Below are 22,840 nucleotides of genomic sequence, written 5' to 3'. Positions count from 1 at the left end.
ATGCTCAAGCCGATCCTGCGGAGATTGGCCAGCGCGGCGGCGGTCCTGTGGGCCGCCGCCACTGCGGCCTACCTCGCGCTGCATCTGGCGCCCGGCTCCACCATCGACACGATCGTCGGCGACGGTCCGGACACCCCGGCCATCCGGGCGCAGATCGCCGCCGACCTCGGCCTGGACCGCCCGGCCCTGGTGCAGTACGTGACCTACCTCGCCCGGCTGCTGCACGGCGACTTCGGCCGCTCTTACGTGCTGCAGCGCCCGGTGATCGACATCATCGGCGGGCAGATCTGGCCGACGGTGAAGCTGACCCTGCTGGCCAGCGTGTTCACCGTCGTCATCGCGCTCGGGCTGGCGATCCTCACCACCGGCCGGGCGCGCTGGATCCGCGGCCTGGTCTCGGTCCTGGAGCTCTCGCTCGTCTCGGCGCCGAGCTTCCTCGTCGGCATCCTGCTGCTCAGCGTCTTCTCGTTCCAGCTCGGCTGGTTCCCGGTCTCCGGCGACCGTGACGCCTCGGCGCTGGTGCTGCCCGCGCTGGCGCTGGCCCTGCCGCTCGGCGCGCTGCTGAGCCAGGTGATCCGGGAGGGGCTCGAGCGGGCCCTGGAGGAGCCGTTCGCACTGACCGCCCGGGCCCGCGGCCTGACCCGGCTCGCCCTGCTGTGGCGGCACGCGCTGCGCCACGCGCTACTGCCCGCGGTCACGCTCGGCGGCACGCTGATCGGCTTCATGCTCAGCGCCGCGGTCGTGGTCGAGATCGTGTTCGGCCGGCCCGGCCTCGGCCAGGTCGCCACCGAAGCGGTCGGCACCAAGGACATCCCGGTCGTGCTGGCCGTGGTGATGCTCGCCGCCGCGATCTATGTGCTGCTCAGCACGCTCGCCGACCTGGCGTACCTCCTGATCGACCCGCGGCTGCGGAAAGGCTGACCACCGTGGACGTCTCGCTGCCCGTACCGTCCACGGTGGGCGTTCGCGCCGGATGGCGGCTGCCCTCCCTCGTCGCGCCGGCCGCGTTCCTCGTGCTCGTCGCCGTCGCGGTGGTCGCGCCCGCGCTGCTGACCGGCACCGACCCGCTCGCCGCCGACCCGATGTCCGCGCTGCGGGCGCCGAGCGCCGCGCACTGGTTCGGCACCGACCAGCTCGGCCGCGACGTGTTCACCCGGGTCATCTACGGCGCTCGGTACTCGCTGAGCATCGGCCTGGCCGCCACCGCGCTGTCGGTCGTCGCCGGCGGCGTCGTCGGACTGCTCGCGGGGCTCTCCCCACGGGTCGTGGACGAGTTGCTGAGCCGGGCGCTCGACGTGCTGTCGGCATTCCCGGAGGTGCTGCTGGCGCTGCTGTTCATCGCCTTCACCGAGCCCGGCACGCCCAGCCTGATCCTGGCCATCGCGCTCGCGTTCGCGCCGCGCTACGGGCGCATCGTGCGCGCACAGACGCTGCTGGTGCGCCGGGCCGGCTACGTCGAGCAGGCCACGACGTTCGGGCTGTCCCGCGCCCGCCTCGCCTGGCGGCACATCCTGCCCAACGTGCTCGGCCCGCTGCCGATCCTGGCCACCATCGGCCTCGGCAGCGCGATCGTCAACGCGGCCTCGCTGAGCTTCCTCGGCATGGGCCCGCAGCCGCCGTCGCCGGAGTGGGGCGCGATGCTCGCGGAGAGCCGCAACTACCTGCGGGTCGCGTGGTGGTCGGCGATCCTGCCCGGCCTCGCGCTGACCGCCACCGTCGTCTCACTCACCGCCGTCGGCCGCCGGCTGCAGGCACGCTTCGAAGGCAGGCGCTGAATGTCCGCAGCAGAACCGCTGGTCTCGGTGACCGACCTGCACGTCACCTTCCCCGGCCCCGTGCACGCCGTGCGTGGCGTCAGCCTCACCATCGCACCCGGCGAGTGCGTGGCCATCGTCGGCGAGTCCGGCTCGGGCAAGAGCGTGACCGCTCGCTCCCTCGTCGGCCTAGCCGGGGACACCGCGACGGTACGCCACGCCGGCCTCACCGTCGCCGGCCGGGACACGACCGGCTACACCGACCGGGACTGGCGGCGGCTGCGCGGGCGCCTCGCCGGACTCGTGCTGCAGGACGCGCTCGTCTCGCTCGACCCGCTCAACACCGTCGGCCGGGAGATCGGCGAGGCCCTGCGCACGCACCGGGTCGGCACCGCCGCCGAGCGCCCGGCCCGGATCGGGGCGCTGCTGGAGTCGGTGACCGTGCCGGCGGACCGGGCCGGTTCATACCCGCACGAGCTGTCCGGCGGCCTGCGCCAGCGCGCGCTCATCGCCTCGGCGATCGCCGCCGACCCGCCGCTGCTCATCGCCGACGAGCCGACCACCGCCCTCGACGTGACCGTGCAGGCCCAGCTGCTGCGGCTGCTCGCCCGGCGCCGGGCCGAGGGGCGGGCGCTGCTGCTCGTCAGCCACGACCTCGCCGTCGTCGCCGGCATCGCCGACCGGGTCGTGGTCATGCGCGACGGGCGCGTCGTCGAGCAGGGGCCGACCGAGCGGGTGCTCACCGCGCCGGAGCACGAGTACACCCGGTTGCTCCTCGCGGCCGTGCCGGACGCCGCCTCCCGTGGGCGGCGGCTGTCCTCCCCCGGCCGGGAACCGCTGCCGCCGCGGCCCGAGCCCGGCGAGGAGGTGCTGTCCGCCTCCGGCGTGCACCGGCGCTTCGGCGCGCGGCACGCCGTCGACGACGTCAGCTTCTCGCTGCGCCGCGGCGAGACGCTCGGGATCGTCGGCGAGTCCGGGTCGGGCAAGACGACCCTCGCCCGCATCGCGCTGGGGCTGCTGGAGCCGTCGGCGGGCCGGGTCCGGCTCGGGGGCGAGGACTGGAGCGGGATCCCGGAGCGCCGCCGCCGCCCGCGCCGCCGGCGGCTGCAGGTCGTCTCGCAGGACCCGCTGAGCTCGTTCGACCCGCGGTACACCGTGGAGGAGATCGTCGCCGAACCGCTCCTGGAGCGCGGCCGGGCCCGCCGGGACCGGGTGGTCGAGCTCCTCGAACGGGTCGGGCTCGGCGCGCAGCACCTGCGGCGGCGGCCACGCGCGCTGTCGGGCGGGCAACGGCAGCGGGTCGCGATCGCCCGGGCCGTCGGACCGCGCCCGGACGTGCTCGTCTGCGACGAGCCGGTGTCGGCGCTGGACGTGTCGATCCAGGCGCAGGTGCTCGACCTACTCGCCGAGCTGCAGGCCGCGGACGGCACCGCGCTGCTGTTCATCTCCCACGACCTGGGCGTAGTGCACCATCTGGCGGACCGGGTGCTCGTCATGAAGGACGGGCGGGTCGTCGAGGAGGGTTCGGTGAACGCGGTGTTCAGCGCCCCGTCGCACGAGTACACGAGGCAGTTGCTGGCGGCCCTGCCGTCGCTGGACCTTTCCGGTGCCGGCGCCCGCGGTCACGCCTGACCTGACCCGGCCGAGCCGTCGACGCTGTCCTGCGGCAGCGCCGAACGGGCTCCTCCGGCCCCGACGACTATGGCAGGATCCTGGCACCATGAACCCTCAGCGACCGAGCGCCGACGCAGGCCAGGATCGACCCGACCGGTTCGCCGACCGGCACCCGACGAGCGACGTCCTCGACACGCCGGTCTGGGCCGCGCTGCACGGCTCGCATCGCCGCTTCGCCGAGGTCATCGGCAAGGCGGCCCGCTTCCGCACCGACGTGGCGCCGTTCTACGCCCTGGCCCCTGACGCCGGCCCGGAGGCGTGGCCCGACCTGGCCAAGCTGGCCGGCCCGGGCGTGGAGGTGTCACTCACCGGCGACACCCCGCCGCCCCCGCCGGACTGGACCGTGCTGCGCGAGCTCGGCGGCGTCCAGCTCGTCGACGTGGCCCTGGAGGCCGCCCCGGACCCGGACGCGGTCGTGCTCACTCCCGCCGACGTGCCCGAGATGCTCGACCTGGTGGCGCGCACCCAGCCGGGCCCGTTCCTGCCGCGCACCATCGAGCTCGGCACATACCTCGGCCTGCGCCACGAGGGCGCGCTCGTCGCGATGGCGGGCGAACGCCTGCACCCGCCGGGCTGGACCGAGATCAGCGCGGTGTGCACGGACCCGGCGTTGCGCGGCCGGGGCCTGGCGACCCGCCTGGTCCGCGCGGTCGCGGCGGGCATCCGCGCGCGGGGCGAGCAGGCGTTCCTGCACGCCTCGGCCGCCAACACGAACGCGATCCGCCTGTACGAGTCGATCGGCTTCGAGCTGCGCAAGCGCACCACGTTCAAGACCTTCGTGACGCCGTCCTGACCGCGGCGCGATCGGTCGACGGTCGGGGTCTTTGCCCGCAGCCGCCGTAATCAGCGTGTTACGCTCGGCGCGCACCGAGGTCGCAAGCGCTTTGCCAGCAATGCTGCCGAATGAGAGTGCAGCAGCTCGGTTCGCGCCCCGACGGTGCTGGGTCGGCCGACTACGGCCGCGTCTTCCGCTCGCTCTGCACGGGCGATCGAGATGATCCCGACCGGAGCTGCCATGAAGATCAATGTCGATGACGCGCAACTGCGCCGCCACCTTCGCGATGCCGAGGTGCCCGCCCTGCTGATGACGGTGGCGCACCTGACCGGCGACACCTCGATCCTGCGCGACGACCTGCGCACCGACGGCTGGCTGTTCCTGCCGCAGGGCGGGCTGACCGCCGGGCAACGCGAAGAGGCCCGGACGCTCGCGGCCGGCGTGCTGGCGCGGTTGCGCGAAGGGGCGCCGGTGCCGCCACTGGACGCGCGGACCCTGCACCGGATCACCAGCTGGGCGCTGGGCATGGACACCGCGGACCTGGTACCGCTGCTGGCCGAGGAGATCGTGCCGTCCGGCGCGGATGCCAAGGCACCCGGCTGGAACCGCTACGACCTGCCCGGCGCGCGGGACGTCGAGGTGGCCGTCATCGGTGCCGGCATGAGCGGACTGCTCGCCGCGCACCGGCTGAAGCAGGCCGGCGTGCCGGTCGTCGTCTACGAGAAGAACGGCGACGTCGGCGGCACGTGGCTGGAGAACACATACCCGGGATGCCGGGTCGACGTGGCCAGCCACCTGTACAGCTACTCGTTCGCGCAGCGCACGGACTGGCCGCAGCACTTCAGCACCCAGGATGGTCTGCGGCAGTACTTCACGGACTTCGCCAAGCAGCACGGCCTGTACGAGCACATCCGCTTCGACACCGGGGTGCGCGCCGCCGCCTGGGACGAGCCGGCGGGCCGATGGCGGCTGACCCTGGACACGCCCGACGGTGAGCGCACGGCCACCAGCACCGTGCTGGTCGCCGCCGTCGGGCAGCTCAACCGGCCGCTCGTGCCCGACATCCCGGGCCGCGACGAGTTCGCCGGCCCGGCGTTTCATTCCGCACGCTGGGACCACTCGGTCGAGCTCGCCGGGCGGCGGGTCGCGGTCGTCGGCACCGGCGCGAGTGCCGTCCAGTTCATCCCGCACATCGCGAAGACGGCGGGCGAGCTGCGCATCTTCCAGCGCACGCCGCCGTGGCTGCGCCCCACGCCGAACTACCACCAGCCGGTCGCCGACGGGCTGCGCTGGCTGCACGAGCATCTGCCGTACTACGCCGCCTGGCAGCGCTTCTGGCTGCTGGCACCGGGACTGCACCGCGTGCTCGATGGCTGGGTCGTCGACCGGGACCACCCGCCGACGGAGCGGGCGATCTCGGCGGTCAACGAGGTCCTGCGCGCGACGCTGACCGGCCACATGCGGGGCCAGCTCGCCGGGCGCCCCGACCTGGAGCCGTTCGTGATACCCGCCTACCCCGTCGGCGCCAAGCGGGTCCTGCGCGACAACGGCAGCTGGATCGCCACGCTCAAGCGCGAGAACGTCCGGCTGGTGAGCGAGCGGATCGAGCGGATCACGCCGAAGGGGATCCGGACCCAGGACGGCGCCGAGCATCCCGCCGACGTGATCGTCTACGGTACCGGCTTCGCCGCGTCGCAGTTCCTCGCCCCGATGACGGTCACCGGCCGCGGCGGCGTCGACCTGCACCGGTCGTGGAACGGCGACGCCCGCGCGTACCTCGGCCTGACCGTGCCCGGGTTCCCCAACCTGTTCTGCCTCTACGGACCGAACACCAACCTCGCCGGGCACGGCGGCAGCATCATCTACATGTCCGAGTGCGGCGTCACCTACCTGCTCGACGCGATCCGGCACCTGCTCGGCGCACCGCACCGGGCGGTCGAGGTGCGCCGCGAGATCTGCGACGCCTTCAACGTAGAGCTCGACGCGGCCAACGCGGAGCGCGCCTGGGGCTTCTCGAAGGTCGGCGGCTGGTTCATCAACCGGGCGGGCCGTTCGGCGCAGAACTGGCCGTTCCCGGCGCAGGAGTACTGGCGGCGCACCCGTCGGTTCGATCCGGCGGAGTATCTGCACCTTCGGTAGGCGGCCCGGCACCTGCCGTGACGGCACGGATGACCTGCCCGGCGTCGTGCAGCGCCCGGACCCCCTCCGGCAGGACGGGGTGGTACCACTGCCAGGCGTGGAACATGTGCGGCCAGTGGTGCAGGATGGCGCGCCCGCCGGCGGCCCGGATGCCCTCGACGAGCATCAGCGCGTCGTCGAGCAGCACCTCCTGGCCGCCGACCTGGACCAGCACCGGCGGCAGGCCGGCGAGATCGCCGAAGACGGGCGAGAGTTCCGGCCGCCGGGGATCGGCGCCGCCGGCGTACCGCGCGGCCATCGCCAGGAGATCCTCGGTGGCCAGCACCGGGTCCGCCGACGCCAGCTCCCGGTGGCTGCGCGAGGAGCAGGTCAGGTCGGCCCAGGGTGAGAGCAGGACGAGCAGGTCGGGTGCGCGGGCCCCGTCGTCGCGCAGGCGCGTCGCCACCGACACGGCCAGGCCCCCGCCCGCCGAGTCCCCGGCGATGACGACCGGGCTGAGCGGCGCGACGGCACGGATCGTCTCCATCGCGGCGAGGGCGTCGTCGACGGCGGCGGGGAACGGGTGCTCGGGTCCTCTGCGGTAGTCCAGGACCAGGCAGGCGGCCCCGGCGAGGTCCGCCAGCAGGCCCGCGAGGTGCAGGTGTGACCGGGCCGAACCGATGCAGTAGAAGCCGCCGTGCAGATAGAGCAGAACGGGCCGGCCCGCGGCGGGAGGACGGATCCAGGTCCCTGGCGCCGCCCCGACCGGGGACGTCTCCGCTTCGGCCGGCGCCGCCGCGAACGCCTCGGCCGCCCTGTCGTAGGCGGCCCGCCGTTGCGCCACCGTGCCCGCAAGCCCCGGCGCCGCCCGCCGCAGCATCGCCCGCACCAGCGCCGCCTTCACCGACGGTCGATCGGACACGACCAGGTCGGGGTGATTCGCCGGCACGCTCACCTCCTACTGCGCCGTGAAGCCGCCGTCGGTGGCGAAATACGAACCGGTGGTGTTGGACGCGCGATCGGAGGCGAGGAACGCGACCAGCTCGGCGACCTCTTCGGGCCGGCCCAGCCGGCAGGTGGGGTGCAGGAAGGCGACGCCGGAGGCGCCCTCTTCGGCCAGCAACGGCGTCTGGATGAAGCCCGGTCCGACGCTGTTGACCCGGATCGCCTGCCTGGCGTACTCCAGGGCGGCGCTCTTGGTCATACCGACCACGCCGTGCTTCGCCGACACGTACGCCACCGACCGTGCGAAGCCGACCGATCCCATGATCGAGGCCATGTTGACGATCGAACCGCGGCCGTTGTGCAGCATGGCCGGGATCTCCGCCCGCATCGAGTAGAACACCCCGCTGAGGTTGACCGCGATCACGCGGTCCCAGCCGTCGAGCGGATATTCGCCGGTGAGCGCCCGCGGCCCGCCGATGCCGGCGTTGTTCACGGCCACGTCGAGACGGCCGAAGGACTCCACCGCTTCGGCGACCATCGCCTCACACGCCCGCGGGTCGGACACGTCCACCCGGTGGGGCAGGGCCGCCTTGCCGATGGCCTCGGCGACGCGGGTCGCCGCGTCGAGGTCGAGGTCGGCGACCAGGACGCTGGCACCGCGACCGGCCAGCAGCGACGCGCAGGCCGCGCCGATGCCCGAGCCGGCCCCCGTGACCAGAGCGACCCGGCCCGCGAAGTCCAGATCCGTCGTGTCGGTGAAGCCGGTCATGTTCTGCTCCTGTCCTCGTGCCGGCGCGGCACACCGGCCGGACGCGCCACGGTGACGGCCGGCGCCTCGCGCTCTCTCGGGCGCGCCCGCACCGACCCGGCGACGCGGTGCGCCCACGACTGCCAGTCCTCGAATCCCAGGAACTCGCCCAGCCGCCCGAGCTGCTTGCGCGGGTCGTCCACGAGGTCCTCGTACGCCATGGTCAGCAGTTCCCGCGGCCGCGCGTCGGCGATGGCCTGCTCGGCCTGGCTGGCGAGGAACGCGCACAGCCCCCGGTAGCGCCGCACGTCGTTTCCGCGCTCGCGAAGCATCTCGGCGGTCAGCCGGCCGGGCAGGTAGCGCTCCACCTCTTCGGGCACCCGCTGACCGGTGGCCACCCTGAACGGGTCGAGCCCGTACCGGCCGACGGACTCCACGCACAGCTGCATGAGCTGGAAGCAGGAGTGCCGGCTCATCGATCGCGCGGTGTCCATCCAGTCGCGCTTCAGATAGACGATCTTCGCGTCGGGAAAACTCTTCAGCAGGTACGGGGCGATGTTGCTGGAACCGCCGGAGCGCTCGACCCAGCGCCGCCGGCCGGTGAGCGAGGTGAGCAGGTCCAGGAGCATCCGGTGGTGCCGCGCCAGCGGCTGGGCCGGAAACCCGGGCACGAGCTCGGCGAGGGTGTCGAAGAGGCCGTCGGGATCGGACGAGATCTTCGGCAGCGTGATCGCGAGGATCTGCGGCAGTTCGGTGAGGTTGCCGGCCCAGCGGCCGTTCACCGGGTAGCGCACCTCGGGCGGCGTGAGCCCGACCCGGAAGAGCGTGGCGAGGTGGGCGCTGGGGTTGCTCAATGTCGACCAGTACGCCGCGCCGGTCAGCACCTCCCGGCCGGCGGCCCGCGGTGCCACCCACCCGAAGAACTCCTGGACCGAGAGGGTCTCGGGCTGCTCGGCGAGCAGGTCGGACAGCAGCGTCGATCCGCACCGGCCGGTGTTGATGATGATGGCGTGGTCCTGGATTCCTGAGTCCATCGCAAGTCCTATTGATCGGTGTATGCCAGTCGGCGATCGTGGGAGTGGAGGCCGCACGCCTGGTGCAGCCAGGGCATGACGATGTCGCGGATGGAGTTCGGCCGGTCGACGAGGACGGTGTGCCGCTGGCCGGGCACGGTGGCGATCCGCGCGTGCGGCAGCAGCCGGCGCACGTCGGGGGCCAGCGCGCCCACGCGCGACTCGCCCCCGTACACGCACAGAACCGGGCACCCGATTGCGGCGATGCGCTCCTCGGCCGGCAGCCGGCTGGCCGGCACGTCGCGCCTGAGGCTCGTGGAGGCGAGCACCTCGCGAGCGGCCCTTGCCAGGCGGCCGGTGCGCTCCCCTCGTCCGGGATCGACCTCGGCGAGCGCGTGGCCGCCCGGCAGATACGCGGCGGCCCTGTCGAGCCACCCGGGCATCCGCTCGAGCCACGTCGCGGTGGGCGGCACAGACTCGACGGTGGCGATGGCCGCGACCCGCTCGGGGTGGCGTGCCGCGTAGCCGAACGCGATCGTGCCGCCGAACGAGTTGCCGAGCAGAAGGACCGGGCCGGTGATGTCGAGCGCGGCCAGCAGCGCCTCCAGGTCGTCGACGAAGTCGTCCAGCGTGTAGCCCTCCGGGGGGCGTTCGGTGTGTCCGTGCCCGCGCAGGTCGTACATGACCACGTTGAGGCCGGCGGCGGCGAGCGGGGTGGCCAGGGTGAGGTACCAGCTGGCCAACGTGTCCAGGGCCAAACCGTGGATCAGCACGGCGGTCGGGGCGATGCCGCGCACGCCGGATGCGCGTTCGGGCGGGGCGAGCTGCTCCACGTGGATGGACAGGCCGTTGGCCAGCACCTCGCTCATGCCGGCGTACCCACCTCGTCGAGCGCGGCGGCGATGTAGTCGACGAGTTGACCGACCCTCAGATGTCGTACCGAGTCCAGGTCGAGGCCGGCGATGAACTGGGCGAAGTTGACCGTGTCGCCGTAGCGGACCTGCAGGCGGCCGGCGAGGGAGACCACGTCGATGCTCTCCATCTCCAGGTCGTCCTCGAACCTGGTCGACATCGTGATCTCACCGTCGACTCCGGCGTGGTCGCGGATCGCGTGCAGCATCTCGGCGACCTCGGCGAGGATCGCGGCTTGGTCAGCAGGCATGTCATGTCCCTTCTCGTTGTACGTGCCGCTACGGGCGGCCGGTTGGATGGACGGGCTGCGGTCCCCAGGTCCAGCCGACGACGTAGCGCCGTGGGGGCAGGCCCTCGGGGTTGGCGACTTCTCGGTGGGCGACCAGGTAGACACGGCCGGCGACCTCCACGGTCAGCGCGGCCGGGGTGGCGGCCACCAGTTTGAACCGCCGGGGGTCGCCGGCCAGGCCGCTGCCCTCCGCCTTGGCGGCGGCCTCCTTCGCGGCCCAGAAGCGGGCGAACCACAGCCACCGGTCCTCGCCGGTGGCCACCTTCGAGTCGAGCAGCCGCCGTTCGGAGTCGGACAGCGCGAACGTGATCGTGCTGTCCGGATGGTCGGTGATCTCGGTGACGTCGATGCCCACGCCGGCGGCGTCGGCCGGTGCGCCGGGCGTGCGGGGCTTGGCGATCGCGACGGCGATGTCGGCGACGTGGGCGAGTGAGACGTCACACTCCCGATAGCCGCGGCCGGGGCGCGGGTGCACCCGGGGCCGCCCGTTCGGGTCGTTGCTGACCGTCAGCTCGATCGGGTAGACGTCGGTGTGGCCGTCGTCCCACAGTTGAGAGCGCACGGCGTCGTTGACCGCGATCCGGCCCAGCAGCCACTGCTTGCGCGCCTTGGCCGGCTGCCGCTCGTATTCGGCCACGCCACGGGCGCCGAGGATGCCGCGGGCGGCCAGTCCGCGGGAGACCAGGTCGGGCCAGCGATCGAACGCCACGGTCCACCCCTCCGGCTGCCGCAGCGACATCGGGTGGCGCTGCGGGATGCGCTCGGCGGGCCGAATCTCGGGGTGGCTGAAGAACCGCCGGTGGACGCACCCCTCGAGCTGCGCCCATACCTCGCCGTCGACGGCGAGCTGCGATTCGAAGACGAGTTGCGCGGCCTCGAGCGAGCGCACCCGCACGACGCAGTCGACCGCCGTGCCCGGGGCCGGTGACGGTCCGAAGAACCGTGCGTGCCCGATCCCCACCGGCAGCGCCCCGTACGGCTGCGTCGTGAAGAGCCAGTTGCCCATGAGCTGGGACGCGTTGTCGAGCAGGGCCCCGGGCTGGGGCAGAGCGGTCAGGACGCCACGGACGTGCGTGTCGCCGACGGCGTGGACCTCGCTCACGCCCCGGAACCGGGGTCCGTGGAACACGAACCGCTCGGCGTACATCTGCTCGGCACTGATCAGCGGGGGCCGCTCCGTCGCCGGGTCGTGCCGCCACACCTGCGGACGCTCGGCCGGGTAGTCGGGCCCCACCTCGATCGTGGAGCGGGCGTAGCCACCGAAGGCCACCGAGAACAGGCCGGGTCCCGCGGGTTTCACGGTGATCTCGACGTCCTGTGGCGGCGCGGCGACGCACCAGCGGTTGAACCGCGCGTCGCGCACGGCGAGCACTCGCGAGCCGGGGGCCGCCTGCTGGGCGGCATCCATCATGTGCTGCATGACGGTGGTGGCCGGCACCACGGGCCATCGATCTTCCGGATGGGGCCAGTCGTCGGGCTGGGCGAAGAAACAGTGGTCGCGCAGGTACGGCATCGTGTCGAGGGCGACCCGCAGGACCGTACGGTGGGCATCCGGCGGCGGTGACGTCGGGGTCGGCTGGGTCGGCTGGGTCGGCTCGGTGCCGCCGCCGGATTCCGCGCCGCCCGCGACCACGCCGCCGGTCGCGCCGCCCAGGAGCGAGGCGAGCTCCGCGGCGGCGCTGGACTGCCCGGCGAGCTTGTGCAAGGCCGCCAGGGCCGGCGACCTCGGCGCCGGCACGGTGGCTTGCGTCGCCACGGTGGCATGCGTTGCCACGGCGGTGTGCGTCGCCACGGCGGCCGTCCGCACGCCATCGACCGTGTCCGATCCACCGCCCGCCGCGGCGGCCCGGGCGATCGCCGGCTCGGCGGCGCGTGCGGGCATGCCGAGCAGATCGTCGGCTCCGTCACCGAGGTGGACCAGCGGTACGCCGAGCTCGAGCCGCACGATCGGCCCGCGGCGGGCGGATCGTGCGGCAGCGGGGGCACCGGCTCGCGCGTGGCCCGTGCCGGTCGTGCCGAGGGCACGCAGGTCCGGCGCGGCGCCCTCGACCCACAGCGCGGTGGCCACGCGGCGCAGCTGGTGCAGGCCGCTGCGGTGGGCGACGTTCACCGGCATGGCGAGGTGGTCGCGCTCGCGCAGGTTGTCGTCGATGACCGAGGCGAGCTGCCCGACGCCGACCTGCAGGAACACGCGGAACCCGGCGTCGTACATGGCCTGGACGGTCTCCCGGAACCAGACCGGTTCGAGCATGTGCCGCACCGAGATCTCCCGGATGCCGGCCGGATCGCCGGGGAACGGTGCCTTGAGGGTGGTCGACCAGACCGGTACCCGCGGGGCTTGAACCTCCCAGCGGTGTAGGGCGGCGCCGATCGACTCCAGCCCGGACGCGAACAGCGGGGTGTGGAAGGCGGAGCGGAACGGCAGCTTCTGGCAGACGAGGCCCTTGCCGCGCAGTGCCTCGACAAGCCGGTCGATGTCGCTCTCGGGTCCGTTGACGATGCACTGCTCGGGCGCGTTGTCGTGGGACAGGACCACCCCCGGGTAACGCGCGAGCCACGGGCCGATGCGCTGGGCGGCGGCGCCGACGACGGCGAACGCGTGGCCGGGCACCTCGACCGACGCCGCGTTGAGCTCGGCGACGACCTCGTCAACGGAGAAGGCGCTCAGCTGCCCGCCGGTGACCGCCGCAGTCCACTCGCCGAGGCTGTACCCGGCGACCGCGTCCGGGGTGATCCCGACGCGACTCAGGGCGTCGGTGAGCAGCTTGCCCAGCTCGATCAGCCCGGCGCCGTGGCGGCCCAGGTCGGCGGCGGACCACTGCCGGTCGGGCAGGCCGAAGTGCGCCGCGACGTCCGCGGTGCGCGGGCTGAACTCCGCCTCGATGCCTGGGAACACGAAGGCGATCCGGCCGGCCCCGGCCGGCGTGGCCTCGCCGCCGAGCAGCGGGGCCGGGCTGAACCAGATGTCGCGGGCGCCGCGCCAGGACTGCCCCCTGGCGACGGCGAGGCGGGCGGTGGCGAGGCGCTTGGCGTCGGGGTCGACGATGCCGAGCCGGCAGCGCTCGTCCTCGCCCTGTTCGTGGGCGCCGCCGGCCTGCCGGGCCCTGGCGGCGCCAAGGGTGCGCAGGGTGTTGTCGTCCGTGTCGAGCAGGCGGGCCAGCGCGGCCGGGTCGGACGCTGCCAGCCACAGCACCTCGTCGGGCTGCTCGACGCCGAGCGCCGCCCCGGCTCGCACGGCCGCCTCCGCCGCGGGCGGCGTCGCGGACCCGGTCACCGGCCCGGCCGCGCCCGTGCCGCCGCGGCGGGCCGCCAGTGCGTCCGGCGTCTCCTCCAGGATCACGTGGGCGTTGATGCCGCCGAAACCGAACGCGTTGACGCCGGCGCGGCGCGGCCCGTCGCTCTCCCACGGCCGGGCCGAGCCGATCGGGGCGAAGCGGGTGTGCGCCAGCTCCGGGCGCGGGTCGTCGCAGTGCAGGGTGGGCAGCAGCACGCCGCGGTACACGGCCAGGGCCGCCTTGATCAGCCCGGCGATGCCGGCCGCGGGCATGGCGTGCCCGATCATCGACTTGACCGAGCCGATCACCGGCTTCGGGCCTCCGGCGTGCGGGCCGAACACCTCGGCGAGGGTGTCCAGTTCGGCGGCGTCACCGGTCGGCGTGGCGGTGCCGTGCGCCTCCAGCATGCCCAGCGCGTCCGGCGCGGCCGGGTCGAGGCCGGCGGCCGCCCAGGCACTGCGGATCGCCAGTGCCTGCCCGGCGGCGGCCGGGTTGACCATGCTCGCGGCGCGACCGTCGCTGGACACCCCGCTGCCTCGGATCACCGCGTAGATCCGATCGCCGTCGCGCAGCGCGTCGGCCATCCGCTTGAGTACGACGATGCCGGTGCCCTCGCCGATCAGCAGCCCGTCCGCCGCACGGTCGAACGGCCGGATCTCGCCGCGCCGGGACAGCGCGCCGAGCTGGTTGAAGACGGCCCAGAAGCCGACGTCGTGCACGTGATGGACGCCCCCGGCGAGCACCACGTCGAGCCGCCCTCGGTTGAGTTCGGCGATCGCCTGGTCCACCGCGACCAGCGACGAGGCGCAGGCGGCGTCCACCGTGTACGCGGGGCCGCGCAGGTCGAGCCGGTTGGCGACCCGGGAGGCGGCCAGGTTCGGCACCACCCCGATCGCGCCCTCCGGATGATGCTCGCCGAGCCGCTCGACGAACCGCTGCCGGATCGCCTCGAGCCGGCTTTCCGGCAGGTCCGGGATCAGCTCGCCGAGCACCTGGATCACCTGGTTGGACATCCGGATCCGCTGGTAGTAGCGGACCTGGCCCGGGCTGAGGAAACCGCCCCGGCCGAGGATCACCCCGACCCGGTCGCCGGCGGGCAGCCGGTCCACGCCACCCGCGTCGTCGATGGCGGCCGCGGCCACCCGCAGCGTGATGAGCTGATCCGGTTCGATGTCGCAGATCGACGCCGGCATGATGCCGAACCGCACCGGATCGAAGGTGGCCAGGCCGTCCACGAACCCGCCCCGCCGGCAGTACAGCCGGTCCGGACGGTGCGCCTGCGCCGGGTCGTAGAACTGCGGGTCCACCCGGTTCGACGGCATCTCGCTGATCGCGTCGGCCCCCTCGACCAGGTTGCGCCAGTAGCCGTCCAGGTCGCCCGCGCCGGGCAGCAGCGCCGCCATCCCCACGATGGCCGTCTGATCGGCGTGCAACGCGGTCACCAGCCCGACGCGGTGTAGACGACGGAGGTGACCGCCGGATCGCCCCAGGCCAGCTCGCCCAGCAGGCTCAGCGCGCCCTCCTCGGGGTCGATGAGCGCGATGCCGCGCCGGGCGTACTCGCGGCCCAGCTCCGCGCTGACCATGCCGCTGTGGCCCTCGGCCGGCGCCCACGGTCCCCAGTGGACGGTCAGGCACCGGTTGCCGGAGCGGGTCGCCCAGCGGGTGCCGATCGCCTCCAGAGCGTCGTTGGCCGCCGCGTAGTCGGCCTGACCGCGGTTGCCGTACGTCGCCGCGACGCTGCCGAAGAACACCACGAACCTCGGGGCGAGTCGCAGGCCGTCCAACGCGTCCAGCACCGCCTGGGCACCCAGCACCTTGGTGTCGAAGACCCGGGTGAACGACCGCGGGTCCTTGTCGGCGATCAGCTTGTCCTCGATCACCCCGGCGGCGTACACCAGCCCGTCGACGCGGCCGTACTCGCCATGGATCGCCGCGATGAGCCGGCCGGTCGCCTGCGCGTCGCGTACGTCGACACTGTGGTAGCGCACCCTGGCCCCCAGCGCACCGAGCTCCCGCACGGTGGCGTCGACCTCCCGGCCGGCCAGGATCGCCTGGGCCCTGCGGGCGATCTCGGCCGGCGAGCCGGCACCCTGGCGCGCGAGCGCCGCCCGCAGTGAAACCTCGTCCGTGGCCGCCGCCAGCATCGGATCCGCCGGCCCCTCCGGCAGCGGGGTCCGGCCGACCAGCTCGATGCGGCACCCGGCGGCCGAGGCGAGGGCGCGGGCGAACCAGGAGGTGATGCCCCGCGCGCCGCCCACCAGCACCACCACCGAGTCGCGGTCCAGGCCGGCTGCCCGGGCCTCGGCCACGCCGTCGCCGGCCGGACCGGCGCCACCGGCCGCGAGCGGCCCGAGGCTCGCCGGCACCAGCTCGCGAGCGCGGCGCGGGCCATCGCTGCGGTCCACCACCGCCGCGTCGCCCCCGGCGAGCAGCTCGTCGACGATCTGCTCGGCGAGTCGCTCCGCGGGTTGCGCGCCGTCCACGACGGCCACCCGCGCGGTGGTCGACGGGTACTCCCGGGCAATGGTGCGGAACAGGCCGCCGAGCCCGTCCGCGACGGCACCGGCGTTGGCGTCGGCGACCGCCAGCACCCAGCGCGGGCCGCCCGCCAGGACCTGTTTGATCGGCCCGAACGCGCCGGGCAGCAGCGGCGTGTGTCCACCGGCCAGCCCGTCGAGCAGGAGCAGCCCGTCCGCCCCCTCGACGGTGCCCGGCTCGGCGAGCAGGCCGGTGCGCACGGTCGCCCCATACCGGCCCAGCAGCTCGACCACGCGCGCGGCCGCCGGGCTGGGCCCGGTGACGACCAGCGTGGCGCCGGCGAGCGCCGTCACCGGCCGGACCGGCGCGTCGGTGATGGGAGCCAGGGCCGGGAGCAGGCGCGCCGGCGCGACGCCCGGCCGCGGGTCACCGCCGATCGGTGCCTCACCGCCGGCCGCGGTCCGCGCGGGGACCGGCTCGAGCGCTGCGGGTTGCGCCGCGGCCGGCGCGGTGCGGGCCTGCACGGGTATCGCCGGGGCCGAGGACGGCGACGGGGCCGTTTCCGCCCCTGCCGCGTCCACCTGGGTCGTGAGCCAGCCCACCATGGCACGCACGGACCGGGCCTTGACCAGCTCCTCCAGCTCCGACTCGTTACCCTCGGCCGACAACCCGAGCCGGGCCGCCACCTCCCCGGCCACCTCCGCCCGCTTGATGGAGTCGATGCTCAGGTCGGCCTCCAGGTCCAGGTCCAGGTCGATCAGGTCAACCGGGTAGCCCGTCCGCTCGCTGAGCACCGCCAGCACCGCACCCTGGAAGTCTGGACCCTGATGGTCCGATGCGGCCGGCACGGCGACGGGTGCCGCAGGTGCGGCCCTGCCGATCCGGGGCAGCGGCACGCCGCCCGGCGGCGCCGCGACAGCGGCGCCGTTCGTCCCCGGCGAGGTCAGCGCGTCGTTCACCCTGGCGGTCAGCCAGCCGACCATGGCGCGCACGGTCCGGGCCTTGACCAGCTCCTCCAGCTCCGACTCGTCGCCCTGCCCCGACAACCCGAGCCGGGCCGCCACCTCCCCGGCCACCTCCGCCCGCTTGATGGAGTCGATGCTCAGGTCGGCCTCCACGTCGAGGTCCAGGTCGATCAGGTCGACCGGGTAGCCCGTCCGCTCGCTGAGCACCGCCAGCACCACGCCGTGGAAGTCGTGCTTCGGCGCCGGCGCCACCAGCGTCGTCGTGCCCGGCGCGGCGGCGGCGCTCCCGTTGGGAGACGGCGTGAACACCGCCGCCGCGACCGGCATCGGCGCCGGCGAGATCGAGCTCGGCGCGGCCGGTATCGGCGCGGCCGGTATCGGCGCGGCCGGTATCGGCGGACTGACGGGTGCTGGCGGAACCGGCGACACCGCGGATCCGCCGTCCATGTCGTGGCCGAGGTAGGCGAGCATGACGTCGCGCTGGGAGGCGATCAGCTCGCGGTTCGTCCGCAGGAACTCGGCGAGCATCTCGTCCTGGCCCTGTCGCCCGGCCCGGTTGTCGCGGCCGTCGGCGGAGGGTTCGATGGTTGCGGTCATGGACAACTCCTTGATGCGTCGTGAGGGCGTCAACCCACCGGGGATGCTGTTGCCGTCGCGGTCGCGGACGAGGTGGCCGTCCACTGTCCAAAACGGACGGTCGTCCGGTGCTGCCTGGGTGGCCTCGGCGGTGTCGCGGCCGTGGAACAGCCAGCCGGTCCGCACCGGTACGCCGGTGCAGGCCAGCTGTGCCACCGCGGTGAGCAGGTCGCGCAGCCCTTCGCCGGTGCCGCGGTCGCAGGCGACCGCGAGGTGTGGCCGATCGCCGAGGATGGCCTGGACGAGGCGCGTGAGCACCTGCCCGGGGCCGGTCTCGATGAACGTTCGGGCGCCGGCCGCGTACATGGCCTCGATCTGCTCGGCGAAGCGAACCGGCGCGCCGACCTGGGCGGCGAGCTCGTGCCGCACCGCATCGGCGTTCGCGGGATAGGCGGCGGCGGTGCGGTTGGACCAGACCGCGACGTCCGGTGCGGCGACCGGTTCGGCGGCGAGCACCCGCGCGAAGCGCTCCACGGCGCCGGCGACGAGCGGGCTGTGGAAGGCGCAGGCGACATTGAGCCGGTGTGTCGTCAGGCCGGCGGCCTGCAACGCGCTGATCGCCGACCGCATCGCGGGGGTGGGGCCGGAGATGACCTGCTGGGTGGGAGAGTTCTGGTTGGCCAGGACGACCTGGCCGGCGAGGCCGGCGTCGTCCAGGACCTTGACGATCCGCTCGGCGGTGGCGCTGACCGCCGCCATGGTGCCCGGATCGTCACCGGCGGCGTCGAGGATCGCCTCGGCACGGCGCCGGCTGAGCCGCAGCAGCGTCGAGGGTTCATAGGCGCCGGCCACGCACAGCGCGACGAGTTCGCCGTAGCTGTGTCCCGCGGCGAGGTCGGGACGGATGTCGAGCCGGCGCAGCAGGTGGCCGACGGCGAGCCCTCCGATGCCGAGCACGGGCTGGGCCACCCGGGTGTCGAGCAGGCGCTGCTGCTGCTCACGTTCGGCGGCCGCGTCGAACGCGGCCGGTGGGAACAGCAGGTCCGCCCACTCCTGCCCGAGTTCGAGGTACTCCCGCAGCTCGGGAAAGCTGACGAACAGCTCGGCCAGTGCCCCGGGTCGTTGGCTGCCCTGCCCCGGGAACAGGAACGCCACCTTGCCCGTGGCTGTGCCCGGCGGGGGCTGGATCAGCCCCCGTCCCGGGTCGTGCTCGCCGGCGAGCGCGCGACGCAGGAGCCGGGCGAGCTCGCCGGTGTCGCGGGCGACGACGGCGACCTGGACGGGGCCGGAGCGCGGGTCGGTCTGCGCGTCGGCGGTGGCGGCCAGGTCGCGCAGCCGCCACGGCCGGCCGTATCGGTCGGCGGTGTCCAGCAGGCCGGCGAGCCTGCCCACCGCCTGGTGCGCGGCCGCCCGATCCCGGCCGCGGAAACAGAACAACTCGGCCGGCCATTCGTCGCGGGCGTGGCGCGGTTCGGGCGTGTGCGGGTGCGCGGCGAGCACCACGTGGAAGTTGGTGCCGCCGAAACCGAACGCGCTCACCCCGGCGATGCGCCGCTGCGCCGGTGCCGCCCACGGGCGGGCCTCGGTGTAGAAGGCGAACGGGCTGGTTCCCGCGTCCCAGACCGGATTCGGGCGGGTCAGGTTGACCGTCGGCGGCCGTACCCCGGTGTACAGCGCCATCGCGGCCTTGATCACCCCGGCGAGTCCGGCGGCGCACTTGGTGTGCCCGATCTGCGACTTGACGGAACCGAGCGCGCAACCGCCCGGCTGCGCGCCCGCCTCGGCGAACAACCGGGTCAGCGTCTGCAGCTCGGTACGATCACCGACCACGGTGCCGGTGCCGTGCGCCTCGATCAGGCCCACCTGCCGAGGGGAGACGCCGCTCTGCGCGTACGCCCGGTCCAGCGCCCGGCGCTGGCCCTCGGCACGCGGCGCGGTCAGTCCCAGCGCCCGCCCGTCGCTGGCCGCGCCCAGCCCCTTGATCACCGCGTAGACGCGGTCACCGTCGCGCCGCGCGTCGGCGAGCCGCTTGAGCACGACACACGCGACTCCCTCGCCCAGCGCGATCCCGTCGCCGGTGGAGTCGAAGGAGCGACATCGCCCGGTCGGCGACAGCGCATGCGCCGAGCTGAACATGAGGTAGTCGTGGATGCCGTTGTGCAGGTCCACCGCGCCGCAGATCATCAGGTCGCTGCCGCCGGTGGTCAGCTCCTTGCAGGCGGCGTCCATCGCGGCCAGCGCGGAGGCGCAGGCGGCGTCCACGGCGAAGTTGGGCCCGCCCAGATCCAGCCGGTTGGCCACCCGCCCGGCGATCACGTTCGTCAGTACGCCGGGAAACGAGTCCTCGGTGACCGCGGGCAGCTGCTCCGCCAGCGCCGCCGGCACGTCATCCAGATAGGCGGGCAGTGACGTGCGGAGCACCTTGCCGTTGCTCAGGTCGCTGCCCGCCTCGGCACCGAACACGACCCCGGTGCGTGCGTGGTCGGCCCCGGGCGAGTCGTGGTGGTAGCCGGCGTCGGCCAACGCCCGCCGTGCCGCCTCCAGGGCCAGCAGCTGGGCCGGGTCGATACTGGCCAGCGCCGCCGGGGGAATGCCGTAGCCGATCGCGTCGAACGGCACCGGCTCGATGAAGCCGCCCCACTTCGACACGCTGATCCGGCCCGTCTGTCCCGGCTCCACCTGGGGCGCGTAGTAGGTGTCCGCAGACCAGCGCTGGGCGGGCACCTCGGTGATCGCGTCGCGGCCGTCGAGGATCGTCTGCCAGAAGGAGGCCAGGTCCGGTGCGCCGGGAAAGACGCACGACATGCCGACGACGGCGATGTCCAGGGGCGTCGAGGACTCCCGCTCGGCCGCCGTGGCGTCCGGTTTGGGCGTTGCCGTAAGGGCTGCGACCCGGACGGCGTGGAAATGCCGCGCCCCCGTGGTCACATCGGCGTGCAGGGCGGCGACGGTGGTCTGCGTGTCGCGCAGCACGGCGACCTGGCCCGCCATGAACATTCCCTCGGCGCGCTGGCCCGCCTCGTCCACGGCGACCAGCGCGTCGCCCTGGCGCCGCTTGCCCTTGCTGGCGATCCGGAGCCGGCCGACGTTGAGCATCTCCAGCTGCTCCCACACCTGCCGGCCCGCCACCCCCGCCGCGGCGAGTTCCTGCCGCATCCGGTGGAAGTCGTCGACGTACGGCGTGTGCAGGCACCGTGTCACGTGCCCCGGCGCCGTCTCCAGCAACGCCGTGACGCTCGCCCCGATCGCCTCACGCTGGAACAGCGGCTGGATCGCCCCGCGCTCGACCGCCTCCCGCGTGAACAGGTACGCGGTGCCCATCAGCACCCCCACCCGCACACCGCGGCGCGTCAGCGGCCCGGCCATCGCCGCCACCATCGCCGCCGAGCGCGCATCGTGGATACCGCCGGCGAAGAACACCTGCACCCGCTCGGCGGTCCCGGCCGGCGCGTCGTCGAGGTACTCCTCCAACGCCAGCGCCTGCGCCTCCCACAACGCGAAGCTCGTGCGCGGCCCGACGTGCCCGCCGCACTCGGCGCCCTCGAACACGAACCGCCGTGCCCCGGCCCGCAGGAACTGCCGCAACAACCCCGGCGACGGAACGTGCAGGAACGCGTCGATGCCGTCCGCTTCAAGGGCCTTCGCCTGCGCCGGCCGGCCACCCGCGATGATCACGACTCGCGGCCGGACCTCCATCACCGCCGCCAGCTGGGCCGCCCGCACATCCTCCGGAGCGAAGCCGAGCACGCCGACCCCCCACGGACGCTCCCCCAGTCGCTGCGCGGTCTCCCGCAGCATCCGCCGGGACTGTTCGCCGGTGGCCAGCGCGAGCGCGATGAACGGCAACGCGCCGTCGTCGGCCACCGCCTCCGCGAAGCCGGCGAGGTCGCTGACCCGCGTCATCGGCCCCTGCGCCACCGGGATGCGCACGCCAAGCTCCCGCGCCAGCGACGCGCCGGGCGCCAGCGTCGCGCCCGCCTCGGCGTCGCCGGCCGCGGCCTCGATCGCCGTGCGGATGCCGCGTATCGCCTGGGTCGTGTTCCCCCAACGCTTGCGGAACTGCGCCGCCAACCAGCCGTCCTGGCCTACCGGCAGCAGCTCGCCGGTGCCGTCCGGCCGGCCGTCACGGCGCAGGCCGCGCACGCCTTCGCGCAGCACCGTCTCCGAGCCGTCCATCCGCCCGATCACGGCCCGCACGTCGTCCGGCAGGTCCGACTCCGGCATCAGCGCGAGCTGGCTGTCCAGCACCACTCCGGCCGCCCCGCCGACCACGGATGCGGCCGCCGTGCGCGGCCCGATGCCCCCGGCTGCCCACACCGGCAGGGCCAGCGCCTCATCGCCCAGCAGCTGCTGCAGCAACACGAACGTGCTCAGCTCGGCGCAGGCGCCGCCCGCCTCGCAGCCGCGCGCGATCAGCCCGTGCGCACCGGCCGCGGCCGCCGCGAGCGCCTCCGCACGGCTGGTCACCTCCACCAGCACCCGATGCCGCCGCACCGCCTCACTCAGCGGCCACCCGCCGTTCGCCGGCAGTACCACCAGGCTCACCCGGTCTTTCGCGGCGCGCTCCACGTCGGCCATCGTGGCCGAGCATCCCGCCGGCACCCGCACCCCGATCGGCGCCGCCGACCACGACGCCGCCTTCTCCAGCGCCCGCATCGTGCGGCGGTCTCCCCCGGCCAGATCGAGCACGCCGATCCCGCCACCGGCACCGGTGGCCGCCACGATCCGCGGACCAGGCTCCACCGCGCCGCACGGATTGATGGCGACAACCAGATCGTTGCCGCCGATTGCAGTACTCATCAGGCTCCCGTTGATTTGCCTCAGGTGTGCCGGAAGCGTGGGACGGCACAGGCGCACACTGGCCCGACGACGCAGCCCCGCGCGCCGAGTCAATCAGGTGTTGCGACATAGCGAGATTCCGGCAGTCCGGCCGGAGAAACATGCTCACGTATGGCGTGCGCGCCCGCCGGCGTCCGTAGCCGGCCCGTCCGCGGCACCTTCCAGCATGCGATGGCCGCGACCCATCATTCGTACAACACGGCGGTCGCGTCCGTCCCCGGAAATTCAGAACTCTCTTCGCCGATCGTCCCGTTCGCACGACGGCCGTCTGATACAAACCTGGAGGTAGACGCCTTGGGCTGACATGCACGCATGGCACAGGCCGTCCGGATCGCTGGCCGTCCCAGCCGGACTCGCAACCTGTGCACAGGCGTATGTGGCAGGCTGCGCCGCCCGCTCGGCCCAGGGTGCGGACACATCGGTCTTCGCCGTACCCGTCTTCGACACGAGCCTGTGGATGCCCTGCCCGTCGGTGGG

12 protein-coding genes are annotated in these 22,840 nt (G+C 73.9%); 5 read left to right on the top strand and 7 right to left on the bottom strand.

What is annotated here, in order from left to right; all coding sequences use genetic code 11:
• From AB0367_RS07845 to AB0367_RS07825, 5 genes are all read left to right on the top strand, one after another.
• Complete coding sequence (locus AB0367_RS07845) at positions 1–921, top strand: ABC transporter permease (protein ID WP_366225430.1); 921 nt, start codon at positions 1–3, stop codon at positions 919–921.
• Positions 922–926: 5 nt separating this feature from the next.
• A complete protein-coding gene (locus AB0367_RS07840; RefSeq protein ID WP_366225429.1) occupies positions 927–1,775 on the top strand; it encodes an ABC transporter permease in 849 nt (282 codons plus the stop codon).
• On the top strand, positions 1,776–3,386 hold the full coding sequence (locus AB0367_RS07835) for an ABC transporter ATP-binding protein (RefSeq protein WP_366225428.1): 1,611 nt from the start codon (positions 1,776–1,778) through the stop codon (positions 3,384–3,386). It begins immediately after the preceding gene.
• Positions 3,387–3,474: 88 nt separating this feature from the next.
• Positions 3,475–4,221, top strand: a complete 747-nt coding sequence (locus tag AB0367_RS07830) for a GNAT family N-acetyltransferase (protein ID WP_366225427.1) — start codon at positions 3,475–3,477, stop codon at positions 4,219–4,221.
• A 222-nt stretch (positions 4,222–4,443) separates the two neighbouring features.
• Positions 4,444–6,342: an NAD(P)/FAD-dependent oxidoreductase gene (locus AB0367_RS07825; RefSeq protein WP_366225426.1), complete on the top strand. Its 1,899-nt coding sequence runs from the start codon at positions 4,444–4,446 to the stop codon at positions 6,340–6,342.
• Here AB0367_RS07825 and AB0367_RS07820 read toward each other — a convergent pair.
• Genes AB0367_RS07820 through AB0367_RS07790 form a run of 7 tightly spaced genes read right to left on the bottom strand, consistent with a single transcriptional unit; the run spans position 6,239 to position 22,324 of the window.
• A complete protein-coding gene (locus tag AB0367_RS07820; protein ID WP_366225425.1) occupies positions 6,239–7,270 on the bottom strand; it encodes an alpha/beta hydrolase in 1,032 nt (343 codons plus the stop codon). The genes AB0367_RS07825 and AB0367_RS07820 overlap by 104 nt on opposite strands.
• A gap of 9 nt (positions 7,271–7,279) precedes the next feature.
• Positions 7,280–8,035 carry an SDR family NAD(P)-dependent oxidoreductase gene (locus AB0367_RS07815; protein ID WP_366225424.1) on the bottom strand — a complete coding sequence of 252 codons (756 nt, stop codon included), beginning with the start codon at positions 8,033–8,035 and terminating at the stop codon, positions 7,280–7,282.
• Positions 8,032–9,048: a sulfotransferase domain-containing protein gene (locus AB0367_RS07810; protein ID WP_366225423.1), complete on the bottom strand. Its 1,017-nt coding sequence runs from the start codon at positions 9,046–9,048 to the stop codon at positions 8,032–8,034. The genes AB0367_RS07815 and AB0367_RS07810 overlap by 4 nt, the downstream gene beginning before the upstream one ends.
• A gap of 8 nt (positions 9,049–9,056) precedes the next feature.
• Positions 9,057–9,896, bottom strand: coding sequence for an alpha/beta hydrolase (locus AB0367_RS07805; protein WP_366225421.1), 840 nt, complete (start codon positions 9,894–9,896; stop codon positions 9,057–9,059).
• The gene (locus AB0367_RS07800; protein WP_366225420.1) at positions 9,893–10,189 is read right to left on the bottom strand and encodes a phosphopantetheine-binding protein; all 297 of its coding nucleotides are present in this window, start codon (positions 10,187–10,189) and stop codon (positions 9,893–9,895) included. Before AB0367_RS07800 ends, AB0367_RS07805 begins: the two co-directional genes overlap by 4 nt.
• 28 nt (positions 10,190–10,217) lie before the next feature.
• Entirely contained in the window at positions 10,218–14,945 is a 4,728-nt protein-coding gene (locus AB0367_RS07795; RefSeq protein WP_366225419.1) for a beta-ketoacyl synthase N-terminal-like domain-containing protein, read from the bottom strand.
• Positions 14,942–22,324, bottom strand: a complete 7,383-nt coding sequence (locus AB0367_RS07790; protein ID WP_366225418.1) for an SDR family NAD(P)-dependent oxidoreductase — start codon at positions 22,322–22,324, stop codon at positions 14,942–14,944. Before AB0367_RS07790 ends, AB0367_RS07795 begins: the two co-directional genes overlap by 4 nt.
• Between the last annotated feature and the right edge of the window lie 516 nt (positions 22,325–22,840).

The organism is Dactylosporangium sp. NPDC051484, assembly GCF_040689395.1.
GTDB lineage: Bacteria > Actinomycetota > Actinomycetes > Mycobacteriales > Micromonosporaceae > Dactylosporangium.
Note: the sequence above shows the minus strand (reverse complement) of the source record. Positions and strands in the feature narration are given on the sequence as shown.

What these genes read in the sequence shown, in the direction of transcription:
- AB0367_RS07845 (WP_366225430.1), top strand. Translation starts at nt 1, where the DNA reads ATGCTCAAGCCGATCCTGCGGAGATTGGCCAGCGCGGCGGCGGTCCTG.
- AB0367_RS07835 (WP_366225428.1), top strand. Translation starts at nt 1,776, where the DNA reads ATGTCCGCAGCAGAACCGCTGGTCTCGGTGACCGACCTGCACGTCACC.
- AB0367_RS07830 (WP_366225427.1), top strand. Translation starts at nt 3,475, where the DNA reads ATGAACCCTCAGCGACCGAGCGCCGACGCAGGCCAGGATCGACCCGAC.
- AB0367_RS07825 (WP_366225426.1), top strand. Translation starts at nt 4,444, where the DNA reads ATGAAGATCAATGTCGATGACGCGCAACTGCGCCGCCACCTTCGCGAT.
- AB0367_RS07815 (WP_366225424.1), bottom strand. Translation starts at nt 8,035, where the DNA reads ATGACCGGCTTCACCGACACGACGGATCTGGACTTCGCGGGCCGGGTC.
- AB0367_RS07810 (WP_366225423.1), bottom strand. Translation starts at nt 9,048, where the DNA reads ATGGACTCAGGAATCCAGGACCACGCCATCATCATCAACACCGGCCGG.
- AB0367_RS07805 (WP_366225421.1), bottom strand. Translation starts at nt 9,896, where the DNA reads ATGAGCGAGGTGCTGGCCAACGGCCTGTCCATCCACGTGGAGCAGCTC.
- AB0367_RS07800 (WP_366225420.1), bottom strand. Translation starts at nt 10,189, where the DNA reads ATGCCTGCTGACCAAGCCGCGATCCTCGCCGAGGTCGCCGAGATGCTG.
- AB0367_RS07790 (WP_366225418.1), bottom strand. Translation starts at nt 22,324, where the DNA reads ATGAGTACTGCAATCGGCGGCAACGATCTGGTTGTCGCCATCAATCCG.